18 protein-coding genes are annotated in these 21,840 nt (G+C 68.2%); 5 read left to right on the top strand and 13 right to left on the bottom strand.

Features of this window, described 5'->3' with window-relative positions; genetic code table 11:
* Window positions 1-75: 75 nt before the first annotated feature.
* Window positions 76-1,134: a dipeptidase gene (locus ACZ5PO_RS33245; protein WP_464186952.1), complete on the top strand. Its 1,059-nt coding sequence runs from the start codon at window positions 76-78 to the stop codon at window positions 1,132-1,134.
* A gap of 9 nt (window positions 1,135-1,143) precedes the next feature.
* Here ACZ5PO_RS33245 and ACZ5PO_RS33240 read toward each other — a convergent pair whose 3' ends face one another.
* Window positions 1,144-2,745, bottom strand: coding sequence for an AMP-binding protein (locus ACZ5PO_RS33240; protein WP_464186950.1), 1,602 nt, complete (start codon window positions 2,743-2,745; stop codon window positions 1,144-1,146).
* 22 nt (window positions 2,746-2,767) lie between these two features.
* Complete coding sequence (locus tag ACZ5PO_RS33235) at window positions 2,768-3,970, bottom strand: ABC transporter substrate-binding protein (RefSeq protein WP_464186949.1); 1,203 nt, start codon at window positions 3,968-3,970, stop codon at window positions 2,768-2,770.
* 290 nt (window positions 3,971-4,260) lie between these two features.
* Here ACZ5PO_RS33235 and ACZ5PO_RS33230 point away from each other — a divergent pair, with 290 nt between their 5' ends.
* From ACZ5PO_RS33230 to ACZ5PO_RS33220, 3 genes are read left to right on the top strand one after another with little or no spacing between them, the layout of a single operon-like run.
* The gene (locus ACZ5PO_RS33230) at window positions 4,261-6,057 is read left to right on the top strand and encodes a patatin-like phospholipase family protein (RefSeq protein ID WP_464186948.1); all 1,797 of its coding nucleotides are present in this window, start codon (window positions 4,261-4,263) and stop codon (window positions 6,055-6,057) included.
* Between the two features lies 1 nt (window position 6,058).
* Window positions 6,059-6,253, top strand: coding sequence for a hypothetical protein (locus tag ACZ5PO_RS33225; RefSeq protein WP_464186946.1), 195 nt, complete (start codon window positions 6,059-6,061; stop codon window positions 6,251-6,253).
* On the top strand, window positions 6,250-6,663 hold the full coding sequence (locus ACZ5PO_RS33220) for a cytidine deaminase (RefSeq protein ID WP_464186944.1): 414 nt from the start codon (window positions 6,250-6,252) through the stop codon (window positions 6,661-6,663). Before ACZ5PO_RS33225 ends, ACZ5PO_RS33220 begins: the two co-directional genes overlap by 4 nt.
* A gap of 372 nt (window positions 6,664-7,035) precedes the next feature.
* Here ACZ5PO_RS33220 and ACZ5PO_RS33215 read toward each other — a convergent pair whose 3' ends face one another.
* The 5 genes from ACZ5PO_RS33215 to ACZ5PO_RS33195 all read right to left on the bottom strand — a co-directional run bounded on the left by ACZ5PO_RS33215 (window position 7,036) and on the right by ACZ5PO_RS33195 (window position 13,436).
* A complete protein-coding gene (locus ACZ5PO_RS33215; RefSeq protein WP_464186943.1) occupies window positions 7,036-7,965 on the bottom strand; it encodes a TolB family protein in 930 nt (309 codons plus the stop codon).
* A 210-nt stretch (window positions 7,966-8,175) separates the two neighbouring features.
* Window positions 8,176-9,399 carry an ABC transporter substrate-binding protein gene (locus tag ACZ5PO_RS33210; RefSeq protein WP_464186942.1) on the bottom strand — a complete coding sequence of 408 codons (1,224 nt, stop codon included), beginning with the start codon at window positions 9,397-9,399 and terminating at the stop codon, window positions 8,176-8,178.
* Between the two features lie 264 nt (window positions 9,400-9,663).
* Window positions 9,664-10,224: an N-acetyltransferase family protein gene (locus ACZ5PO_RS33205; protein ID WP_464186941.1), complete on the bottom strand. Its 561-nt coding sequence runs from the start codon at window positions 10,222-10,224 to the stop codon at window positions 9,664-9,666.
* A 30-nt stretch (window positions 10,225-10,254) separates the two neighbouring features.
* On the bottom strand, window positions 10,255-12,612 hold the full coding sequence (locus tag ACZ5PO_RS33200) for an Orn/Lys/Arg family decarboxylase (protein ID WP_464186939.1): 2,358 nt from the start codon (window positions 12,610-12,612) through the stop codon (window positions 10,255-10,257).
* Between the two features lie 143 nt (window positions 12,613-12,755).
* The gene (locus ACZ5PO_RS33195) at window positions 12,756-13,436 is read right to left on the bottom strand and encodes a gamma-glutamylcyclotransferase (protein ID WP_464186937.1); all 681 of its coding nucleotides are present in this window, start codon (window positions 13,434-13,436) and stop codon (window positions 12,756-12,758) included.
* Window positions 13,437-13,912: 476 nt separating this feature from the next.
* Between ACZ5PO_RS33195 and ACZ5PO_RS33190 the strand changes: the two genes are divergently transcribed.
* Window positions 13,913-15,232, top strand: coding sequence for a DUF2778 domain-containing protein (locus ACZ5PO_RS33190; RefSeq protein ID WP_464186935.1), 1,320 nt, complete (start codon window positions 13,913-13,915; stop codon window positions 15,230-15,232).
* Window positions 15,233-15,428: 196 nt separating this feature from the next.
* Here ACZ5PO_RS33190 and ACZ5PO_RS33185 read toward each other — a convergent pair whose 3' ends face one another.
* The 6 genes from ACZ5PO_RS33185 to ACZ5PO_RS33160 all read right to left on the bottom strand — a co-directional run bounded on the left by ACZ5PO_RS33185 (window position 15,429) and on the right by ACZ5PO_RS33160 (window position 21,839).
* On the bottom strand, window positions 15,429-16,631 hold the full coding sequence (locus tag ACZ5PO_RS33185) for an ABC transporter substrate-binding protein (RefSeq protein ID WP_464186933.1): 1,203 nt from the start codon (window positions 16,629-16,631) through the stop codon (window positions 15,429-15,431).
* Window positions 16,632-16,817: 186 nt separating this feature from the next.
* Entirely contained in the window at window positions 16,818-17,666 is an 849-nt protein-coding gene (locus ACZ5PO_RS33180; RefSeq protein WP_464186931.1) for an alpha/beta fold hydrolase, read from the bottom strand.
* Window positions 17,667-17,675: 9 nt separating this feature from the next.
* Window positions 17,676-19,013, bottom strand: coding sequence for an MmgE/PrpD family protein (locus ACZ5PO_RS33175; protein WP_464186929.1), 1,338 nt, complete (start codon window positions 19,011-19,013; stop codon window positions 17,676-17,678).
* 72 nt (window positions 19,014-19,085) lie between these two features.
* Window positions 19,086-19,847 (bottom strand): SDR family NAD(P)-dependent oxidoreductase, encoded by a 762-nt coding sequence (locus ACZ5PO_RS33170; RefSeq protein ID WP_464186927.1) that lies wholly within the window; start codon window positions 19,845-19,847, stop codon window positions 19,086-19,088.
* 20 nt (window positions 19,848-19,867) lie between these two features.
* A complete protein-coding gene (locus tag ACZ5PO_RS33165) occupies window positions 19,868-21,067 on the bottom strand; it encodes an acyl-CoA dehydrogenase family protein (RefSeq protein WP_464186926.1) in 1,200 nt (399 codons plus the stop codon).
* A complete protein-coding gene (locus ACZ5PO_RS33160; protein WP_464186925.1) occupies window positions 21,018-21,839 on the bottom strand; it encodes an IclR family transcriptional regulator in 822 nt (273 codons plus the stop codon). Before ACZ5PO_RS33160 ends, ACZ5PO_RS33165 begins: the two co-directional genes overlap by 50 nt.
* Window position 21,840 lies beyond the last annotated feature (1 nt).

Genomic DNA, 21,840 nt, shown 5'->3' with positions numbered 1-21,840 from the left:
ACTTAGCCGCAGACCGACGTCACCATAACTGATGTACCAAGGCTGCCTGTGACGCGACCGGAAGGGGCGCCGACGATGGACGAGGCGAGCAGAGTCGAGATCTTCGACGGGCACAACGACGCCGTCCAATTTATGATGGAGTACCGCGACGGCGGGCGCGATTTTCTGGCGCGTTCGGATGCCGGGCACCTCGATCTGCCGCGGGCGCGCGAGGGCGGCCTGGTCGGCGGGCTGTTTGCCATGTTCGCACGAGCGGAGCGCCCGCCGCGGGGCGATTTTGCCAGAACTCAAAGCGGCTATGAGGTGCGCCTGGCGGAGCCGGTCGATTTCGCCCATGCGCGGACGCAGATCGACGCCCAGCTGAATGCGCTGTCCCGTCTGGAAACGCGCGCCGCGGGGCAGCTCCGTCGCGTATCAAGCGCAGATGAGATCGAAACCGCCGTGCGCGACGGTGTCTTTGCCCTTGTCCTGCACATGGAAGGGGCGGAGGCGATTGCTCCCGATCTCGACGGCCTCGAGCGTCTGCATGCATCGGGCCTGCGCTCGCTCGGTCTCGTCTGGAGCCGCCCGAATGCTTTCGGCTGTGGGGTGCCGTTCGCGTACCCGCGCTCGCCGGACATCGGGCCCGGTCTCACGCCGGCCGGACAAGCGCTCGTCGAGGCCTGCAACGGCCTCGGGATCATGATCGATGTCTCGCACCTCAACGAGCGCGGCTTCTGGGATGTGGCAGCGGCGACCACCGCACCGCTTGTGGCGACGCATGCCTGTGCCCACGCAATCTGTCCGTCGACGCGCAATCTGACCGACCGGCAGCTCGACGCGATCCGTGAATCCGATGGGGTGGTCGGCTTCAATCTTTGCGTGAACGACGTGCGTCCCGACGGCCATCGCGACGCGGACACGCCGCTCGACACGGTCGTGCGTCATCTCGACTATCTGGTGAGCCGCATCGGCGAAAGCCGGGTGGCGCTCGGATCTGACTTCGACGGCGCGATGATCCCCCGTCCGATCAAGGACGCAAGCGGCCTCCAACACCTGGTCGCGGCACTCGGTCGCCACGGGTTTGGGCCCGACACGATGCGAAAGATCATGCTCGAGAACTGGCTTCGGGTCTTTCGGCTCACCTGGCGGTAGATCTCCTCGTCAGGCTGCAGCTTCGTCCCGCAGCCGCTCCATTGCCATGTCGCGCAGCTTGGCCTTCTGGATCTTGGTGCCGTTGGCGCTCGGGGTGCTCGGGAATTCCTCGACGAACCACACCCGCGCCGGGACCTTGAAAGCCGCCATCGTGGCCTTGGCCGCGGCGATGATGCCGGCCTCGGTCGGCGCCCGGCCCGGAGCTCCGATGGCGAAGGCGACAGCGCGCATCTGCCCGGCGATCTCGACGGCGACGACCTGCACGTCGGCGACGCCCGGCACCTGCTTCAGCACGTCCTCGATCTCCGTCGGGCTGACGAGGAAACCGCCGAGCCGGATGGCATCGCCGCGCCGCGCCTCGTAGACGAAGGTGCCGTCGGGCCGCAGCCGGCCCACGTCGCCGCTGCGGAAGAAGCCGTCGGGACGTATGGCCTCGGTCGTCGCCTCCGCATTGTTCAGGTAGCCGCTGAAGTTCGTGGGCGCGCGGATCTCGATCTCACCGCTCTCTCCGGGCGGCAGCAACTCGCCGCTGTCGATGTCGCGGATGCGCACTTCGGCGTCGTCCGAGGCCGGCCGGCCGCCGCCCTCGATACGCTCGGCCACGGTCAGGTCGAGCGGCTGCATGGCAAACAGCGCCAGCACCTCGCTCGAGCCGTAGAGCCCCAGCATCGGAATGCGACGCGCCCATGCCGCTGTGGCCAGCTCCGCCGCGCCCGGCCCGAAGGCGGCAAAGCCGAAGATGCGGGCGGAGGGGAATGGATCGTGGCCGGGCACGATCTCACCGATGCGGCGGAACATCTCGTCGCTGCCGAAGGCGTGGGTGATGGCGTGGCGGCGGAGGAGGTCGGCCGCCACGCCGGCGTCGACCGCGTCGAGCAGGACGGAGGGGATGCCGCCGGCGAAGGCGGCCATCAGCGCCGCCATGCCGAAGACGCCGCAGAACGGCATGGCCGCCAGGAGCCTGGCGTCCGGCGCATCGAGCCCGAACGCCGCAGCGCAGCGATAGCCGTGCAGCGTCAGCGTCCGCTGCGGATGCACGACGAGCTTCGGCCCCTTGGTCGTGCCCGAGGTGGTGAACAGGATGAGTGGTGCGTCGGGCGTGGACGCGTCCGCCGGTGCCTCGGCCGGCCTAGCGAAGGCGTCGAAGGCCACCGCCGGCTTGCCGAGGATGGTCTGCGGGGCGCCGTCGGCGGCATCGACCACGGCGATGCGCTCCAGGGCCGGCAGCTTGGCGCTGTCGACCCCCGCGAGCACGGCCGGGAAGTCGATGCTGCGGAAGTTGAGCTGCAGCACGAGGAGGCGCGCACCGCTGAGGCCCAGGATGTGCTCGAGCTCGGCCGCGCGGTAGCGGGTGTTGACCGCGACGAGCGTGGCGCCCAGCCGGCCGAGGGCGAAGAACAGGGCGAGCCACTCGATCCGGTTCACCAGCCAGACGCCGACGCGGTCGCCGGGCCCGATTCCCTGTTGCTCGAGCCACGCCGCCGTGCGGTGAACGAGCTGGTCGAAGGCGGCGAAGCTCGTCGTGCGCTCGCCCTCGATGAAGGCCGGGGCGTCGGGGTGCGCGTCGACATGCTGCGCGAGCAGGGCGGAAAGGGTGAGATCCTGGGTCATCGTGGGTGTCGATCGTTCACCATCAATGCTTGACCAGCGGACATTTGGACTGGTCGAGCGGCAGGAAGGCCTGGTCGGCCGGAATCGTCGCGAGCTGCTTATAATAGTCCCACGCGCCCTTCGACTCGGCCGGCGTCTTGACCTCGAAGAGATACATGTCGTGCACCATGCGGCCGTCGTCGCGGATGCGCCCGTTCTTGGCGAAGACGTCGTTGACCGGCGTCGCCTTCATGATCTTCATGACGGCCGCTGCATCCGTCGTTCCGGCCGCCGCGACGGCCTTGAGGTAGTGCAGGGTCGACGAATAGACGCCCGCATGCGCCATGCCCGGCATCTGCCCGACACGCTTGGAGAAGCGCTGCGCGAAGGCCCGCGTCTCGTCGTTCGTATCCCAGTAGAACGCGTCGGTCAGCAGCATGCCCTGCGCCACCTTGAGACCGAGGCTGTGGACGTCGGAGACGAACACGAGCAGGCCAGCGAGCCGCTGGCCTGACCCCTGAATGCCGAACTCGGCCGCCTGCTTGATGGCGTTGATCATGTCGGCGCCGGCGTTGGCGAGGCCGATGACCTTGGCTTTCGACGCCTGGGCCTGGAGCAGGTAGGAGGAGAAGTCCGCCGTGTTCAGCGGATGGCGGATCTGGCCGACGACCTTGCCGTTCCCGGCCGTGACGACGGCGGCGGTATCCTTCTCCAGATCGTGGCCGAAGGCGTAGTCCGCCGTCAGGAAGAACCAGGTGTCATAGCCCTGCTTGACGGTGGCGAGGCCGGTGCCGTGGGCCAGCGCGTAGGTGTCATAGGCCCAGTGCACGGAATAGGGGCCGCAGGCCTCGTTGGTCAGGCGCAGGGCGCCGGGGCCGTTGAAGATGATGATCTTGCCGCGCGCCTTGGCGATCTCGTTGGCGGCGAGTGCGGTGGCGGAAGCGGCGACGTCCATGATCGCCTCGACGCCCTGGCTGTCGAACCATTCGCGGGCCGTGGCGCCGGCGATGTCCGCCTTGTTCTGATGGTCGGCGCCCAGCACCTCGATCGGTCGCCCCAGGACCTTGCCGCCGAAATCCTCCACCGCCATCTGGACGGCCGCCACGCTGCCCTTGCCGGTGATGTCGGCGTAGGGCCCCGACATGTCGACGATGAGCCCGAGCTTGAGCGGCGCCTGGCCCGTCTGCGCCAGCGCCGGCGCGAATGAGGCCGCCAGACAGAGGGCGGCGGCAATGAGGCGCCTCATCGGGGTTCCTTCCTCGGCGTTGTAGGCCCGGCTGTCGGCGCAGCCGGTGGGACGTGCGATGGTATTGGCCGCGACACGCGGGTGCAATCAGTGCAGCGCGGCGGCCGGGCCGGCGATCCGGCCGTCCTCTCCGGATTGATGCCCCTTTCTCCCCGCCGAGAGAGCGGGGCTGGATGCGTATGTGGGCGGGCCTTCCAGTGATACGTGTGGGTTGCGGAAACGCGATCGTGGGTGCTCGGTTGGGCCGGCCGGCTGACTCCGCGCGATCGTGGAAGCAGGAGGGATACGCCATGCCGAGCCCGACAATTGGCTTCGGCCTGCCGCGCACCTGCGTCGTGACGATCCAGGGCGGTGGGGCGCTCGGCGTGGAATTGATCGGCCAGCTGCAAGGCGTCGTCGGCAAAGCCGAGCTCGGCGACCGGCAAATGGATGTGCAGGGGATTGCCGGCACGTCTGCCGGCGCCATCATCGCCGTGCTCGCCTGGGTCGGCTATTCGCCGTTCCGGATCCTGGAAATCGTCCAGACGACGTTCTCCAAGAGCGAGCGCGACAAGTTCTTCGGCCATTTCGATCCGCGCGAGATCAAGGATTTCTCCGCGCTGCTGCGCTATCTCGCGTGGGCACAGCGGGTTCTCGGCGAGAGTGGGCCGCAGGCCGGGACGAGCTGGCTGTTGCGTCGATGCTGGTGGGTGGGCAAGTGGCTGGAGCGTCTGGGCCTGGCGTGGTCGGTTCTCTTCCGCCACCGTTGGGTCTGGCGCGAGAGGGGCATACTTGCAGCCGATCTCTTCGAGGCAAAGATCGACGATCTGCTGCGCGCCTCGCCGAAGCTCGAGGGTCGATTCCGGCACAACCGGGATCGGCATCTGACCTTCGGCGATCTGCGCGATGCCGGCGATCTCGGGCTGGTGCCGTTCTTTCTGATGGTCACGGATGTCGCCAGCCGTCAGCTCGTGTCCATATCGTCGAGCGATCCCAGCTGTCGCGATTTCGCGATTGCGCGCGCGGTCCGCGCCTCGGCGGGCTTTCCCATCTTCTTCCGGCCGGTTCAGCTCGGCCCTTACGCGGTCTGCATCGACGGCGGCGTGATCTCGAACGCCCCCAGCTGGGTCTTCGCCCGCGCCTTTCGCGCGCAGCTCCGGCGGGCGGGCCGCCAGGGCGACGCCTCGGCGGCGAGGCTTGCGGCCGCGCCTTGGCATCACGTCACCCTGCGCCTGTCGGCGGAGGGCCGGGCCGTCCCGCCGCAGACCGGCCGTGAGTTCCTGATGGCGCTCTGGTCGCTCCTGAGCGGCATCGGGCGGCGGACCTTGGAGGAGACGATATTCAAGCTCGTGGCCAGCAAGGGATTCATCGTCCAGCCACCGCACAGCTCAGATGCGGGGCCGACGGGCGTGCTCGATTTCGACGCCCTGTCCAACGCGGTGGTCGTCGACAAGAGCTTCGATCGTGGTCGGCAGGCGGCGCAGGCGGCGATCGACATCACGCGCTTCGATCCGCCGGACCCTGCTGCGGTCGGCCCGATCCTCGTCGACCTCGTGCTCCTGGCGACCGAGGTGCTCGAGCCCTACCTCAACGAAGGGACGTTGGTGCGGGCCAACATCTTCCTGCCCGTCTCCGCAACCCACATGCGCATCGCCTACGCCGTCAACATGGAGCACCATGCCGATCTCACGCTGGAGGTCGGCGCGCGCCGTTCCGTGACCTCGTTATGTTTCGAGACATGTGAGCCGTTGCTCGCCAATCTCGCTGACAGGCTGCTGGCGCCGCGCAGCGAAATCGAGGGCGCGGATCCTTTTGCGCCGATGCCGGAGCGAGACCGGACGTGGCTCCTCAGTGTTCCGATCCTCGATGCCTTCGACTTGAGCCCCCGGGTGCCGCGCGACGACGACGGCCCCCTTACCCTCGACTTCGAAGGGCCCATATTGGGGGTGCTGAACATCGACGCGAGCGTGGTATACGGTGAGGACGGCTTCGACCGTGATCCACGCCTCCAAACGACACACCCGGCGGTGCGCGCCACGTTCGATGCGGCCAAGGTCGCGACAACGCGTATCGGGATGCTGATGAACAAGGCTTGGTGGGAGACATAGGATGAACCGGACAGCGCGCTCGCGGGCACCGACGCCGACCTTTGGCTATTTCCGCGACGGCCAATACGAGAAGGTCGCGGTGAAGCCGACCGATCCCGCTCCCGATCGCGTCCTCCCCAACCCACCGGCGAAAAGCCCGCTGGAGATCGCGGCCGAATTCAGCGCCCTGCTGCGGGTGGATCCGCCCACCAAGTGAGTGAGCTTGCCGCAGCGGCGCGCGCGGCCGCTCTGCGCGCACACGCGCCATATTCGCGGTTCCGCGTCGGCGCCGCAGTGCGTGCCGGAGGCCAGGTCTACAGCGGCTGCAACGTCGAGAACGCGTCCTACGGCCTGACCATCTGCGCCGAGCGCGTGGCCATCTTCAAGGCGGTCGCGGCAGGCGCGCGTCGGCTCGAGGCGGTTGCGGTGGCCTGTATCGACGCGCCGCCCGACGGGCCGGCATCGACATTGATGCCGTGCGGCGCCTGCCGTCAGGTGATGGCCGAGTTCGCCGATCCAAGCCTGCCGGTCGAGGTCGTCGGGGTCGGAACGTTCGCGCTCGGCGAGCTGTTGCCGCAACCCTTCGCCCTGGGCGATGTCGCCGGCGCCGACAAGGATCCGGATTAGGCCCGCCGGATGCCGCGGGGCCGGGCGCTTCAGTCGATGCCGGGCCGGAATTCGACGCCGCCGCCCTCGCCAGCAGGGTAGGGGCTCCCCAGGGGTGAGATTCCATAGCGGACGAAGCGTTTCGTTGCGGAAGCGGTCTCCACCGGGTCTCCGCTCCGGTGGCCCAGGAGCTTGCCGGAACCGCTGTAAAGAGCTGAGGAGTCGCGGGGTGGGTCGGTGGGGCAGGCGCCGGCGGCACCAGGCAGCAGCAACGCCAGCGGGATTAGGACGCAGATGGTGGATCGGATCATCGCTTCTTGCTCCAGGGAGGCCGGGGCGCGCCACCCCACCCTCCCTCCTTGAAGAACGGTCGGGGCCTTCGCATGGGGGCGCCTACGTCTGCGCGCCGCCGACAAAGGCCGAGACGTCGAGGCTGGCGAGCCCTCGGACGGTCGCACCCGGCGTCTGCTCCACCGTCGTGATCAGCTGCGTGCCGCTGGGAAACCATTTAGCGTGGTTGGCATTCCAGCAGGTGTCCAGCACCTGCATTGCCGGGCAGGCGCCGGCCGAATCCTGGATGTAGATGGCATAGGGCCCTCCGGGATTGGCCCGATCCGATTCGAACGCCACCCATTGCCCGTCCGGCGACCACCACGGGGCACGGCCCTGGAAGGCCGGGTCGAACGGCCCGCTCGGCGGCGCATTCTGGTCGAGGGGGCGGATGGTCACCGGATCGGTCGTGGCGTCGACGAGCCAGATGTAGTTCAGGTCCTGATCGTAGGCGGATTGGCCCTGGATGAGCTGGCCGGCGAACACATAGCGGGCGCCGTTGATGGGATCGACCGCCGGCATGCCGCCCCACAGCGTATCGTTCGCCATCACCGGGGTGATGATGACTCCTGCGGTGGAAATCTGGCTGGTGCAGGGCCGCGGGCTTGCCGTGCTCTGCTCGTTCATCACCAGAAGGGCCGACCCGTCGGCGCACCAGGCGGGGTAGATCATCCCGGCGGTGTCCGGCAGCAGACTGGCGCCGGGGGTGAGCGGGTGGGGATTGATCCAGATCCCCTGCCCATTGTTGAAGGCCACCTCGCCGGTGGGCCAGCACCAGTCGGGCCGGGTCGACTCCTGCAGTTTCGGCGCGAACGGCGAAGGTTGTCCCGAACTGCCCAGCTCGTAGAGCTGCAGGGTGAAGGCCGAGCTGCCGGCCGGGGCACGCTCGAACACCACGTACTGTCCGCTCGCGTCCAAGGCGGAGCGGTAGTCGGTCACCGTACCGTCGTAGCTCATCAGGAATTCGGGGGCGACCAACGGTGGGCTTGCCATGATGCGCGTCTCCCTATGCCGGGCGGGAAAGATAGGGGCGGTTGGAAGCTCGGTCAGGCCGCGCAGCCGTCGTTGTCCGACCCGAGGAGCCTCGGAAGGGCTCCCGGAGCTCGGTGCCGAGCACGGGCCCCGGAAGCCGTCGTCGATCGAGGAGGGCATCCTGCCGGGTTCAAGCGGGCGGAGCCCCCCGATACAGGCCGCTCGGCCGGCTCAGCTGCCCTTCTTCTCGCTGCTCATGATCGGGCCGAACATCTCCCAGTGATCGCCCTTGAAACGCATCATCTGCATCTGCTCCAGCGGATAGAAGTCCGTCGCGCTGGTGTTGATGGTGACCCCCGGCAGCAGCAGGCCCGGGTCGAAATTATTGAGATTGGCCGCCTGACGCATGATATTCGCACGGCTCAGGTCCTCTCCGGCCTGGGACAAGACCTGAACCAGCGTCCGCGCCACGCCGTAGGCGTAGGCGTAACTGTTGTTCGTCTTGTCGACGCCTGGCAGGTACTTGTCGAGAAAGGCCTCCCATTCCTTGACATCAGGGGAATCTTTCCACTGCGGATCGGTTGGATCCTTCCCGTAGATGGCGCTCAGGATGCCTTGCGCGTTGTCGAACCCCGCGGGCTTCATGACGGCACCGACGGACGAGGACACATTGGCCAGAATGTGCACCGGCTTCCAGCCGATCTCGGCCATCTTGCGGATGCTCTGGGCGGCGAACTTCGGCGTGCTGATGTTGAAGAAAACATCGGCGCCGCTCGCCTTGAGCTTGAGGATTTCGTTGTCGATGGTGGGGGAGGCGATCTCGTAGGGCACTTCGGCGACGATCATGCTGGCGGCCTTGTCGCCGAGGCCGTCGCGCATGCCCTGCAGGTAGTCTTTCCCGAAGTCGTCGTTCTGATAGAGGATGGCTATCTTGGCGTCGGGCTTGTTCTTGAGGATGTAGGCTGCGTAGATGCGTGCCTCGCCTTGATAGGTCGTCTGGAAGCCCATAGTCCAAGGATTGTTCTTGGGATCGCCCCACTTGGTGGCGCCGGTGGCGACGAAGAGCTGTGGAATACCTTTGCCGTTCAAATATTTCTGGATCGCGGTGTTGGACGGTGTGCCGAGAGGGTTGAAGACGAGCAGCACGTTGTCGTTCTCGACGAGCTTGCGTACCTGCTCGACGGCCTTGGGCGGGCTGTAGCCGTCGTCATAGCTGATGAATTCGATCTTGCGGCCGTTGATGCCGCCTTCGTCGTTCACCTTCTTGAAGTAGGCCGCCTCGGTGGTGCCGATCACGCCGTAGGCCGAGGCGGGCCCGCTGTAGGGAATGATGTTGCCGATCTTGATCGTCGTGTCGCTGGCGCCGGGATCGTATTTCTTCTGCGCGACCGCCGTCGCGGAGGCGAGACATGGAAGCGAGGCGGCCAGGGCCGCAGTGAGCCATCGGCTGAGCATTTCGGTCTCCCTAGTATATTTTTTGCGGAGACCGGGGCGCGCCTAGCCTCCCACTCCGATCCTCACGCGTCCACCCGCTGGGCGCAAGATCGATTGCGGGTGTAACTAACGGATGTGGGAATGCGCTCGGGCTGCGGGGCGCTCAGCGTCGCGTGTGACCACGCTGCGGCGCCGGCCGGCGACGACGCGCGGGACGCTCCTCGCCGTTCGCAAGCCGGGGATCGTCGATCCATTCGCGATGCGCCCGGCTGAACGGGCGCGGCGCTACCGCACGCCGAGCCCTTCCGACGGGGGAGGGGCGGTGCTGCCGGCGGCGAGCGGCCGCTGGACCATGACGCTGTCGGCCCAGCGGCCGTACTTGTAGCCCACGCCCCTGAGCAGCCCGACGCGGTCGAAGCCGAATTTTTCGTGCAGGCTGAGCGACGCGGTGTTGTCGGCGTCGATGTAGCCGATCATCTGGCGGAAGCCCGCCGCCGCGCAAGCGTCGATCAGCGCCTGCATCAGCAAGCGGCCGACGCCGTGGCCCTGCTCCTCGTGGTGCACGTAGATCGAGTGCTTCACGGTGAAGCGATAGGCCGGCCGCTTGCGGAACAGCACGACATAGGCGTAGCCCACGACACGCTCGCCGCGCGTCGCCACCAGATGCGGGAAGCGGCGGTTGCGCAGGTTCTTGCGCCGGTTGCGCAGATCGTCCGGCTCCGGCGTGCCGCTGTCGTCCACCCCCTCCTCGATGCCCCGGCGAATATGGCGCCGGTAGATCGCCAGCATCGCCTCCACGTCGCCGTCGCGCGACGGCCGGACCACCACCGGCAATTCCTCGTCCATGTTTCTCCTGACCCGCGCGTGAGCGTCGTCCTACTCGGCGACCACGTAAGTATGCAGCCGAACACGCCCCGACGCATCCACCTCCCGGTAGATGCCCTGGACCTCCACCTCGAAGCCCGGGAAGGCGTTGAAGCTCGCCTCGAACATCTTCAGGTAGTCGATCATCGGCTGCGCCCGTTCGGTCAGGCGTTCGCCCGGCACGATCGTGGCGATGCCGGGTGGGTAGACCACGAACGGTGTCGTCGCAATCCGCCCCGCGATGGCGTCGATGGGCAGGTAGTCCACGTCGTTACGCACCAGCGCGCGGGCGGCATCGCGCGGTGTGAGCGCCATCTCCGGCAGATGCTCGGGCGCGAACTGCCTGGCCTGCAGCGCGCTCACGTCGGCGGCCCGGAAGAAGCCGTGCATCTCGGCGCAGAGGTCGCGCAGACGCACGCCGGCGTAGCGGCCGGGGCGACGGCGGACGAACTCGGGGATGGCCTCCTCCAGCAGCACGTTGTCGTCGTGCAGCTTCTTGAAGGCGGTGAGCGCGCTGATCAGGGTGCCGGCCTTGCTCGCCTCGACCCCCGGCGTGAGCAGGAACAGCAGCGAGTTCAGGTCGTTCTTTTCCGCGACGACGCGGTTCTCGCGCAGGTACTGCGCGACGACCGGGGCGGGGATGCCGTGCTCGGCGTAGCCGCCGGTGGCCCGGTTGAAGCCCGGCGTCAGCAGGGTGAGCTTGTTGGGATCGGTCATGGCGAAGCCGGGCGTCAGCTCGGCGAAGCCGTGCCAGGCCGCTCCCGGCCTGAGCTCCCAATAGGACGGGTCGGCGGCGAGCTGGTCGGTGCCGACCGCCTCCCAGGCGACGTCGTGCACCGCGCCGGGCCGCGCCGAGTCGGGGATCTGGACGCGGTCGGGCACGAACGGCTCGAAGAACCAGCGCCGCTCGGGCCTCGTCTCCTTCTCTTCGAACTCGCGGGCAACGGCGCGGAGCTTCTTGCGCAGCTCGATGCCGAGCCGGATGGTGTCGTCCCACAGCACTTCGCCGGAGCGGCCCTTCATCATCTGCGCGCCCACGTCGAGGGAGGCGAACAGCGGATAGAAGGGCGAGGTCGAGGCGTGCTGCATGAAGCTTTCGTTGAAGCGCCGGTGCTCCACGCGGCGCTTCTGGCCGCGGATGTGGCTGTCCTTGATGTGGATCTGCGAGGCCTGCGAGAAGCTGGCCAGCTGCTTGTGGGTGGATTGGGTGGCGATGATGCCGGGGGCGTCGGGGCCGAGCCCGGTGAGCCCCATGGCGAAGCGCCCGGCATAGAGCGGGTGGAACTTCATGAAGCCGGCCCAGGCCTCGTCGAAGACGATGTAGTCGCAGAGGTGGCCGATCTTGGCCAGGATCATCTGCGCGCTGTGGATGGTGCCGTCATACGTGCACTGCTCGACCACGGCCACGCGGAAGGGCCGCTCCCGGCGCCAGGCCTCCGGATCCTTGACCAGGGGGTGGGTGCGGATGCGCTGCCTGAGCGCCTCCTCGTCGAAGGCGTCCCAGCGCATGGGGCCGATCAGGCCCCAGGCGTTGCGCACGGTCGGCAGGTAGACCGGAATGCCACCGCCGAGCAGCAGCGCGCCGTGGTGGGCGGCCTTGTGGTTGTTGCGGTCGAACAGCACCAGGTCGCCATCGGTGACCAGCGCGCCGAGCGCCACCTTGTTGGAGGTGGAGGTGCCGTTGAGCACGAAATAGGTCTTCTCCGCTCCAAAAATCTTGGCGGCTTCCTTCTGGGCCGCGAGGGCCGGGCCCTCGTGGGTCAGGAGGTCGCCGAGGTCGAGCACGGAATTGTCGAGGTCGTCGCGGAACACTGCTTCGCCCAGATGCTCCATGAAGACGCGGCCGATGGGGCTGCGGCTATAGAACATGCCGCCGTTGTGGCCGGGGCAGGTCCACAGCTGGTTGCCCTCCTCGGCGTAGTCGACGAGGGCGCCGAAGAACGGCGTCTTCAGGGTCTCGGCATATTGCTTGAGGCGGCTGATCAGGTTCTTGGCGATGAAGGCCGGCGTCTCCTCGGAGAGGAAGATGTAGCCGTCGATGAAGTCCAGCACCTCGACCGGCACCTCCTCGAAACGCTTGCGCCGGATCAGCAGGATGATGGGGAAGTCGAGGCCGCGCCGGCGCATCAGGTTGATCAGCGCCGCCGTCTTGCCCTCCAGGCCTTTCTTGCCCCAGTCGACCACCATGCAGCCGATCGCGGCATCGGTCTGCACCGCAATCTCGGCATCCTCCAGCTTGCGTGCCTTCACCGTCTCGAAGCCGGAGCGCTCGATCTCGGCGATGATCTGGTTGAAGCGCACGCCCTCGAGATCGTCCTCGTCGAACGAGGGGGTCGAGAACAAGAAGGTGAACCGCCTGAAGTAATCCATGGAATCCCCGCCTTCATGACTGCCGCAAGGCCTCGACGGGTTCCATGACGCTAGCGTGACAAAAGGCCGATCCGCGCGCTGCCGCAGGCGTCCTCATGCGTGCGGACACGGCTTATCACCGCAGGCCCGCTCGGGCATCGCCTTCAGTCGTCGGACGCCTGCGCCGCCCGCACGCGGGCCGCCAGACGCTCGAGCTTGAGGTCTGGAACGCCGTGGCCGCGCAGCCCCTCGCAGGTCTGGAAGAGGTAGTCGGCGGCGCTGCCGAGCGCGCCGGAGGCCGTGGCGAGCCGGCGGACGATGACATCGAGCGCCAGCCCACCGGCATAGTGGTGTCCGCCCTGGTCGATGGTGAAGGCGATGGCGCTGCCGAAGCGCGTGCCATGCCGGTCGTGCACGTCGAGCCAACGGGGGACGTAGGCCCCGGCCAGCATCTCCCGCTTCCACAGCAGGGCGAGCTCGCTCTCCAGCACGTCGTCGGCGATGCGGAAGGCGACGCCGGTGCACTCGCCTCCCTTGTCCAGGCCGAGCACCAGGCCCGGATTGGCCGGCGAGCCCCGGCCGACCATGGTGGACAGGCAGAAGGCGCGGTGCCAGCCGTCGATGCGGGCGGTCCGTCGCTCGACGGTGTGAATCATCGGATTCCAGATCAGCGAGCCATAGCCGAACAGCCAGGCGTCGCCCGGTGGCCGGGCGTCGAGCATGTGGCGCAACGATGCCGCTCGCTCCGCCGCGCTCAGCAGCCGCAGCGCCGGCGCATCGCGGGCGACGATTTCGTCGATGCGGCCGGTCTCGATCAGTTCCCGGGTGAGAGCGTGCTTGTCCATGATGCGCCCCTGCGGCCCCGCATCATTGCATAAGGGGTTTTTCTTGCCATGCCAGCCCGTCCTCAGAGCATATCCATCCCCTCCGGGATGCCTACGCCCGTCCGGCATGGCGCGTGAGCCGTGGGGGAGAGAGACCGAGCGAGGGCTCGACCGCGGATCGCGGGGAGGGTGCTCCGGCCGCAGTCGCAAAGCGCTCGTCGGGCCCGGGTTGACGCCCTCCTCAGGCCCGGCTTTGATCAGGCGGGCAAGGCGTGACCTGGACGCGATACGGCCAGCGACAAAAATCGCCACGATTCATGGGCAGTTAACCGAATTGGGCCCAAATGGAAGCTCGAGCGCGGCTCCAGCCACCGGCGACTGGCATGTGAGACGCTCCGGCTTCGGGCCATGGCCAAAGGGCTATCGCGCGGGGGTCGAGTAGCGGGGATCGTGGGGCAGGAAGCGGGCAGTATGTTTCTTTTCCGAAAGCGCAGCCAATGACTTACGCGATCGGTGCGGATTACGAATACGACTTTATCCCTCTCCGCAGCCGACGCCGGCAGCGGAGTCTTTTCCTTCCGTGTTTCCTCGGCGGCATCGCGCTCGGCTGCGCCGGCCTGTTCGGCGTCTGGCAGTCGGGCCTCCTTCCCGACATGACGCCCAGGGCCATCATCGCCTCGGCGATGACCATGCCACCCCGAATCGGAACGCCGGCGCAGGTTCCGGCGCCGCAGGTCGCAAACGCACCTGCGGCTGCCTCGTCCGTCGACGCGGCGCCCGTCCTGAGGGGGGAAACGCCCCCGGGCCTGACAAGTTCCAATCCCGCGCTGGCAGCGCCCGCCCAGGACCAGCGCGTGCGCGCGTCGCTCGCCCCCCCGTCGAGCGCCCCGGCGTCCAATCGCGTCGCGATGGCCTACGCGGCCACGCCGAGCATCATGGCGCAGGCGGATCCCAACAGCCCGCTGTTCGACTCCGGCTTCTCCCTCGGCGCGGCGCCGACCACGCTCGGCCGGAGCGCGCCGCTGGCGCCGAACTTCAGTCCGGCGGCGCAATCACCTGTGGTGGTTGCAAGCGCGCCTGCCGACGCTCCGCCGGACGTGGCGGAGCTGCGCCCCGGCCTGGCCGACAGCGCGCCGCTGCCGGTGCCGCGCCCGCGCGGGCTTCGGATGCCGGAGGTTGCGGAGACACCCGTCCCGCCGGCGGGACAGCGGACGGTCCATCGCAGGCTGCCGCGGCGCACGCAGGTGGCGGTGGCGCCTCCCAGCCCTGCGCCCGACAACCGCAACTTCTTCCAGCGCCTGTTCGGCGTCGGCGAAGCGCAGCAGCAGCAACAGACGCGTGGGCCGCAACTCGCTTACGCGGCGCCGAACGATGGCGGCCTTGGCGGCTCCAGCACGGTGAGCAAGCTCATCCCGGAAACGCCGCGCTCGGCCGGCGGCGGCACCGCCATCTACGACATCTCGGCCAAGACGGTGTACATGCCCAACGGCGAGCGGCTGGAAGCGCATTCGGGGCTGGGCGACAAGATGGATGACCCCCGTCACGTCCACGTCCGCATGAGCGGCGCCACGCCGCCGCACACCTACGACCTGACCTTGCGCGAGTCGTTGTTCCACGGCGTGCAGGCGATCCGCCTTACGCCGACCGGTGGCTCGGGTGCCATTTACGGTCGCGCCGGCCTGTTGGCGCACAGCTACATGCTGGGGCCGAACGGTCAGTCCAACGGCTGCGTGTCGTTCCGCGACTACAACAAGTTCCTGCAAGCCTACCAGCGCGGCGAGGTCCGGCGGCTGGTGGTGGTGGCCCGTTCCAACTGAGCCTCAGCCGCCGGCTGCGGCGATGCGGAAGGCGCGCATCTCCCGTCCGTGGGCGGCATAGAGCCGCCCACCGCCGCGGCGCCGTCCACAGCTCGACGCCGTCCGGGGGCGAGCGCGTGGACGCTGCCGGAGAAGCTGCACAGATAGCTCCCGATCAACGGAGCCCCGAGCTGGCGGGAATTCCAATCCACCGCGCCTAGCCCGCGTCAGAGATCACCGGGCCGAACAGCTGCCAGCGCTCGCCGTCGAAGCGGATCAGCTGAAGCTGCCGCAGCGGCGAATGGTTGGTCGGCGACGTGTTGATGGTGACGCCCGGCAGGATGAGGGCGGGCGCGTAATTGCTGAGCGTCGTCGCCTGGCGCAGCACGTTCTCGCGCGAGAGGTCGCTGCCGCACCGGCGCAGCACCTCCGCCATGGCCTGGGCGGCGACGTAGCCATACACGGCATTGTTGTTGTTGGCGTCGCCATCGGGGTAGTAGCGGGCCATGAAGGCGCGGAAGGCCGCCACGTCGGCATCATCCTTCCAGGTCGGATCGGTGACGTCCTTCATCGACGTCGACGAGATGACGCCCCTGGCGTTGTCGAGGCCGGCCGGGACCAGCACGGAGGCCATGCTCGACTGCGGGTTGCCGACGAAGAACAGCGGCTTCCAGCCGAGCTCGGCCACCTTGCGGATGGTCTGAGAACCGGCACGCGGCGTGCCCAGCGACACCAGGACGTCAGCCCCTGAGGCCTTCAGCGACAGAATCTGAGAGTCGATCACCGGATCGGTCGGCTCATAGGACGCCTTGGCGACGATCATTGTGGCGGCTCTCGCGCCAAGACCCCGCTCCAGTCCCCTGACCTGGTCGCGGCCGGAATCGTCGTTCTGATAGATGACGGCGATCCTGGCCTGCGGCCGGGCCTCGAGGATGTATTTCCCATAAACTTCGGTTTCGGTCTCGTAGGTCGCATTGAAGCCCACGGTCCACGGAAAATTCTTGGGATCGTTGAAGCGGGAGGCGCCCGAGCCGACGAAGAGCTGCGGCACCTTCCTCACGTTCATGTACTTCTGAATGGCCGCATTGGACGGCGTGCCGATGGACTGGAAGATGGCGAGCACTTCGTCGCTCTCCACCAGCCGGCGTGCCTGCTCGATCGCCTTGGGCGGGCTGTAGCTGTCGTCGTAGGAGATGAACCTGATCTTGCGGCCGTTGATGCCGCCCTGGTCGTTGAGCATGGCGAAATAGGCGGCCTCGGTCCTGCCGATGACGCTGTAGCTGGAGGCGGGGCCGCTGTAGGGCATCAGGTTGCCGAGGCGAATCTCCTGCGCCGCGTCGCCGTCGGCAGCCCGGACGGATAGTGTCGATGCGCCGATCAGGCAGAAGGCCAGGCACAGGCGTCTGAAGGTCGTCGTCACGTTCGCTCTCCCATCGCGGGAATGAAGATGGGCGATGAGGAGCCGATCGACAGCGGTTAGATCAAGCTGGCCGATCAGATATCATATGCTTGATTGCAAGCTCATGCTGAAAAACGAAACGGCACGCGCGATGTTGACCATCGGCGCATGCTATGTATCGCTCTCTCGATTCTAGCTATTCTTGACCTAACCTCCGAGACGCCGAAGAAATTCGCCGACCGCGGCGTTGAAGGCGCACGGCTCCTCGGCATTGATCGAATGGCCGCCCTCGATGTCGACGACCTGGAGCGCGGGCAGAATCTGCACGGCCTCCCGGCGCAGCGGCTGAAAGCCCTTTTCCCAGGTGCCGTTGACGAGCAACGTCGGCACGCGCGTCTCCCCGAGGCGCTGAATGACGGATAGCTCCGCCGTGGTGATGCGGACCGACCGCTCGATGCCGACGGGCGAGATGAGGGCGGCGTCGGCGATCAGCTCGTCACGCACGGCCGGCGCGAAGCGCTTGGCGCGGCTGGGGTGGATCCTCAGTGCCTCGATCGCCGCCATGCCGTTCTGGCGGATCGCCTCGGCACGGAGGCGACGGTCCTCGGCGCGGCCGAGCGCGTCCGGGGCAGAGAGCGCCGACATGGAATTGGTGAAGATCTGGCCATCGAGACGCTGGGGATGGGCGAGCGCATATTGCAGAGTGAGACCAGCCCCGAACGACTGGCCGCCGATCACCCAGCGATCGGCCCCCAGCGTCGATCGCACGATCTCGAAAGCGTCGATATAGCCGCCGACCGTGTAGGCCTCGGGATCGTCGGGCGCGGGCGAGCGGCCGTGCCCCCACAGCTCGAGCAGAACAGGGCGGCAGACCTCGCGGAGCGCGGCGAGGTTGGAGCGCCATTGCGCCCGGCTTGACAGGAACCCGTGCACCAGGAGCAAGTAGGGGCCGCGCCCGTCGTGCACCTCCACGTACGGCATGACGAGACCAGGCCAGCTGAGCGGTTGGGCCGCCTGCGTCCGTGCCGCGCTCTCGTCGCTCGCCGCTGCGTCCATGCGTCCCTCTTAAGCGAGCGCCATCAGCTCGCCGATCCCGTCGTCGCCGCCGAGCGCCGCGATGCGGGCGCGCAGGCGTTCGCTGCGCGCCTGGCCGATCACCGGTGCCGCCAGGCTGCGGAACTTCGCCGTCAGCCGTTCACCTTGCCGCGCCAGGTCCGTGTCGGCAACGCCGACATCGACCTGGCTGACGTGGGCGGCACCGGCGCGCGTGGTGATGTGCGCCTCGGCGACGGCGTGTGCCGGCAGGTCGCCGTGCACGGTGATGCGCTCGCGCAGCGCCACCAGCGCCGGGTCGCGGGCGCACCGGTCGGTGTAGGTGGCGATTGCCGCGGTGTCGCCGCCGCTCGCCGCCAGCGCCGCCGTGTGGCGCAGGCTGAACTTCACCTCCAGGCCGGTTTCGGGGGAGGGGATGTTGCACACGCCCAGGTGCCCCGCCGGCACGTGGAGATCGATGGCGGCGATGTCGTCGGGCGCAAGCCCCTGCGTACGCCGGATGCCGTTGACCGCCTCGATGGTCGAATGAGTGAGGAAGCAGGCCGCGTGGAACTTGAACAGCGTGCCGGTGATCCGGCTGCCCGGCGGCGGAATGTCCACCGGCGCGGGCCCGACGCCGTCGCTCTGGGTGGCGACGAAGCCCTGGCCGACGTCGAGCACGCCGGGATGGGCGGTGAAGCCGCGGGCGGCGAGCCTGGCGGCGAGCACGCCGTTGGCTGCTGCCTTGCCGGCATGCAGCGGCTTGGCCATGGTGCCGAACATGCTCTTCAAGCCCGCCGCCTGGGTGCCGGCGAGGCCGAGCGCGATCGCCATCTGGGCTTCGTCGAGACCGAGCAGCAGACCGGCAGCGGCGGCCGCGCCGAAGGTGCCGACGGTGCCGGTGGAGTGGAAGCCGCGGGCGTAGTGGGAGGGCATGACCAGCGCCCCGACGGCCGCCGCCGCCTCGTAGCCGGCGACGAAGGCGCGCAGCAGCTCGGCCCCCGTCCGGCCTTCGGTCTCGGCGACGGCGAGTGCCGCCGGCAGCACGGCGACCGTGGGATGGCCGACCAGCGGGTGCACGTCGTCGTAGTCGAGCGCGTGCGAGGCCGTGCCGTTGATCAGGGCAGCATCTGCAGGGGCACAGCGGGCCGCGGTGCCGACGATCGTGCTGGTGCCCATGGAGCCTGCCGACACCTCGTCGCGCAGCAGGCACGCCACCGGCTCCTCGAGGCCCGCCAGGATCACGGCGAACCAGTCGAGGATGCACTGGCGGGCGACGGTCAGCGCGGCGGCCGGCAGCTCGGCATCCCGGTAGGACAAGATGTGGCGGGCCAGGCGCTGCGTATGCTGGCTCGGCTGATGTGCCGACATGGTGTGAGCCCTCCCTGTCTCGTTTTGCAGATGCGTGGCCGGGCTCGACCCGGCCTTCAGACATACGCCACGTCAGAACATGAACTCTCCGCCGTTGACGTGAATGACCTGGCCGGTCACGTACTTGCCGCTGTCGCCGGCGAGGTAGAGGCAGGCTTCGGCGATGTCGTCGACGTCGCCTGCGTGCTTGATCGCCAGCCGCGCCATCACCAGCTCGATGTTGACATGCGTGTACTGGCTGCGGTCGCGCACAGTGTCGATGGCGCCGGGCGCCACCGTGTTGCTGGTGACGCCATGGACGCCGTATTCGCGGGCGATGGCCTTGGTCAGGCCGTGCATGCCGGCCTTGGCGGTGACGTTGTGCGCGCGCTGGTCCATGTGGCCGGTGAAGCCGTCGTAGCCGGAGATATTGACGACTCGGCCCCAGCCGCGCTCGCGCATCTTCGGCAGCACATAGTGCGCCATGTAGAAGACCGAGCTCAGGTTATGGTTGATGGTATTGCGCCAGTCGTCGATGGTGATCTCCTCGAAGCTCTGGCGCAGGCGCCGGCCGACGTTGCTCACGGCGATGTCGACGGCGCCGAAGGCGGTCTCCGCCTCGGCCACCAAGCGCTTCACCTGGTCCGGATCGGACACGTCGGCCATGACGCCGATGGCCCGGCCGCCGGCTGCGGTGATCTCGCCGACGACGGCGTCGACCTTGCCCTTGTCCGCGTGGCCGTTGACGACCACTGCGGCGCCTTCGCGGGCGAACAGGTGGGCAATGGCGCGGCCGATGTTCTGGCCGGAGCCGGTGACGATGGCGGTGCAGCCCGCAAGCCGTCCTTCGGACATGATGCCTCTCCCTGCGGTGGTCAGGTGCGCGTGGCGCGGACCGGCTTGCCGAGCAGGCGGTCGGAGATGATGCGCTGCTGGATCTCAGACGTGCCTTCGAAGATCTTGGTGAGACGGGCGTCACGCCAGAAGCGCTCCACCGGATGCAGTGTCGTGTAGCCGGCCCCGCCGAGGATCTGCAGCGCCTCGCTGGTGACGCGCTCGGCCATTTCCGAGGCGAAGTACTTCACCATCGAGGTCTGCACCGTGGCGGGCCGGCCGGCGTCGATCTCGTGGCACGTGTGGTACATGAGCTGGCGCGCCGCCTCGATCTCGGTGGCCATGGTGGCGATCTTGAAGCGAATGGCCTGGAAGTTGGCGATCGGCTCGCCGAACTGCACGCGCTCCTGGGCGTAGCCGATGGCGTGGTCGAGGGCGGCCTGAGCCAGGCCGATGGAGCGGGCGGCGGTGTGGGCGCGAGCCACTTCGAGACTGGCCGCCGTCGCCTGGAAGGCGCGTCCATCGCTCTCGCGCGGGTCGACGGGGGCACGCACGCCGTCGAAGTAGAGCTCCCAGGTCTTCCAGCCGAAATAGCCGATCTTGGGGATGGGCGAGCCGGTGACCCCCTTGGGCAGCTCGCCCCTGGGCTTCTCCACCACGACGCTGACCGTGCGCGGCCGGCCCGAGGCGGGCACCGGCTCGTCGATGCGGCACAGCACCCGGATGAAGTCGGCGCCGTCGGCGAAGGTGCACCAGTACTTGTTGCCGGTAATGACCCATTCGTCGCCGTCGCGGCGCGCCCGGCAGGCGACGCTGGAGAGGTCGGAGCCGGTCTGCGGCTCCGACAAAGCGGCGGCGCCGAGGTAGCGCCCCTTGGCCATGGCCGCGATCTTGGCGCGACGCTCCTGCTCCGGCCCGCCCACCGCATGGTAGAAGCTGTTGCCGCGGGCGATGATGCTCGCCACGCTCATCCAGCCGCGGGCCAGCTCTTCCGCCACCAGGCAATATTCGAAGGCGCCGAGCCCGAGGCCGCCGAGCTCCTCCGGGATGAGGATGCCGAAGAAGCCGAGGTCCCCCATGCGCTCCACCAGTTCGCGCGGGATGTCGCCCTTCTCCGGATCGAGCTTGTTGGCGACGGGCAGCACCTCCTCGCGGGTGAACGTCCGCGCGAGGTCGCGGATCATCACCCGTTCATCGGTGAGGTAGCCGGGATGGCTGCTGCTGGCTGTCTGTTCGGTCATGGGCTTTGTCCTTGGCGCATGGCCGCCGCAGATGGCGGGCCATGGCGGTGATGATGGTGTCGCGGGCGCCGGCGATGCGCTCGGCCGGGCCGCCGACGCCGATGGCCATCGGCGGCCCATCCCCCTCCGTCGGCGCCAGCATGGCGATGACGTTGGCGCCGGGCGTCATTCGGCCCAGGCTTTCGGCATAGCCGCGCGTGCGGACCAGCCGGATCTCGGCCATGAACTCGCTCTCGCGGACCCGCTGGGCTTCGGCCACCTCGGCGTTGTTGCGGCGCGCGATGGCCCGGATCTCGGCGTCCGGCTTGGCGCTCAGCAGCACCTGGCCGATGGCCGACAGCGTCATTGGCCGAACCGTGCCCACGGCGACGGCGAGCTGCACGGCGTAGCTCGCCCCCAGGATGTGGACGTAGCGCATCGAGGCGTCGTGCTGCATGCCCAGCATCACCGTCTCGCCGGTGTCGCGCCGGATCGCCTCCATCAGGTCGGTGATGGCCTGGTGCTCGTCGTCCATCACCTTGATCCAGCTGCCGAGGAGGGTCACCCGGTAGGTCGGCACGAAGCGGCGCGTGGTCGGCCGGTAGTCGAGATAGTTCAGCGACACCAGGCTCCTGAGCAGCATCGACGTGCTCGACTGCGGCAGTCCGAGCGCCGTCGCGATCTCGCCCACAGTGGCGGGCCGCTGCCGGGCGCTGAAGAACTCCAGCACCTCCAGCGTGCGCGCCGCCGACTTGATGGCGGGGCCGGTCAAAGGCTCGTTCGGCCGCGGCATG

The sequence above is a fragment of the Chelatococcus sp. KU-N122 genome (genome assembly GCF_055391085.1).
The sequence above is the reverse complement of the archived record's forward strand: the minus strand, read 5'-3'. Positions and strand labels throughout refer to the sequence as shown.